1 protein-coding gene and 1 pseudogene are annotated in these 1,563 nt (G+C 70.6%); both read right to left on the minus strand.

Annotation, left to right across the window (positions count from 1 at the left end; translation table 11 throughout):
• Positions 1-259: pseudogene (locus ACIQU4_RS42375) on the minus strand (sulfate ABC transporter substrate-binding protein); the annotation flags it as partial.
• Between the two features lie 212 nt (positions 260-471).
• Positions 472-1,563, minus strand: a 1,092-nt coding sequence (locus ACIQU4_RS42380; protein WP_403743292.1) for a sulfate adenylyltransferase subunit 1, incomplete at its 5' end; no start/stop codon positions are given.

The raw sequence follows: 1,563 nt of genomic DNA on the forward strand, positions 1-1,563 counted from the left end.
TCAGGCCTTCCTGGAGGCCGACCAGCGCGGTGGCGTGCGTCAGGTTCGGGAAGTACCCGATACGGACCTCGGACGCGGACAGCTTCTTGGTGCCGTCAGCGGCGGCGCCCGCCTTCTTGTCCTCCGGCTTGTCGGCCTGGGAACCGTAGCCGCAGGAGGCGAGCACGCCGATCAGCAGCGGCAGGGCGGCAGCGGCGGCAACGCCGCGGCGAACGCCGGAACGGGAAAGCGGAGTACGGGTGTTACCGGTGGCAAGCACGGGAGGGCTTCCTCTCGTAGCGTCATCTCATGACGCACGTCTTCGTCTGTGCAGCAAGGACAGGTACAGCTGGTGGGGGGTGCGGGCGCGCAGGCAGTGCGCGTACGTCATCGCGCACATCGCGCCACTCCTCCCTGGCCGCTGCCGAGACGGCCGCTGCCTACGCGGCCGCCTTCCTTGGCGAACGTGGAGTAGATGTCCGAGAGCATGGGTTAGAAGTCCCAGCCTTCGTCATCCGCCTGGACGGTCGTCCGGGCCTGGGAGGCGAAGGACTCGCCGGCCATGCCCGCCGCCAGGGTCGTGCCGTCGGCCGGGTCGATGAGCAGGAAGGACCCGGTACGGCGAGAGTCGGCGTACGCGTCGAGCGCGAGCGGCTCGGCGGTCCGTACGACGACGCGGCCGATGTCGTTGGCCACCAGCTGCCCGGGGTTCGGGTGCTGGGACAGGTCGTCCAGGGTCAGCCGCGAGGGGATCTCCTTGACGATGGCCTTGACCGTGCGGGTGGTGTGCTTGAGCAGCACTCGCGCACCGACGGCCAGCGGCTGGTCCGCGACGTGGCAGACGGTCGCGATGACGTCCTGCGTGGTGGCGGGCGGGTTCGCGGCCGGCGCGATCAGGTCGCCGCGCGAGATGTCGATGTCGTCCGCGAGACGGACCGTCACCGACTGAGGGGCCCACGCGATGTCAACAGACCCACCCAGGGCGTCGATCCCGGAGATGACCGACGTACGGCCCGACGGCAGGACGGTGACGGCCTCGCCGACGCGCAGCACGCCGGAGGCGATCTGGCCCGCGTAGCCGCGGTAGTCGGGGTGCTCGGCCGTCTGCGGGCGGATCACGTACTGCACCGGGAAACGCGCCGGGCAGGCGGTGAGGTCGTGGCTGACCGGGACGGTCTCCAGGTGCTCCAGCACGGTCGGGCCGCCGTACCAGTCCATGTTCGCGGAGGGCTCGACCACGTTGTCCCCGGCGAGCGCCGAGATCGGGATCGCGGTGATCTCCGGGACGCCCAGGTCGGAGGCGTATGCCGTGAACTCCTCGGCGATCTTCGCGAAGACCTGCTCCTCGTAGCCCACGAGGTCCATCTTGTTGACGGCCAGCACCACGTGCGGCACGCGCAGCAGGGCCGCGACGGCGGCGTGCCGGCGGGTCTGCTCGATCACGCCGTTGCGGGCGTCGACCAGGACCACGGCCAGGTCGGCGGTGGAGGCCCCGGTGACCATGTTGCGGGTGTACTGCACGTGGCCGGGGGTGTCGGCGAGGATGAACCGGCGCCGGGCGGTGGCGAAGTAGCGGTAGGCGAC

Origin of the sequence: Streptomyces sp. NPDC090741, assembly GCF_044769045.1 — a bacterium.
Taxonomy (GTDB): Bacteria; Actinomycetota; Actinomycetes; order Streptomycetales; family Streptomycetaceae; genus Streptomyces.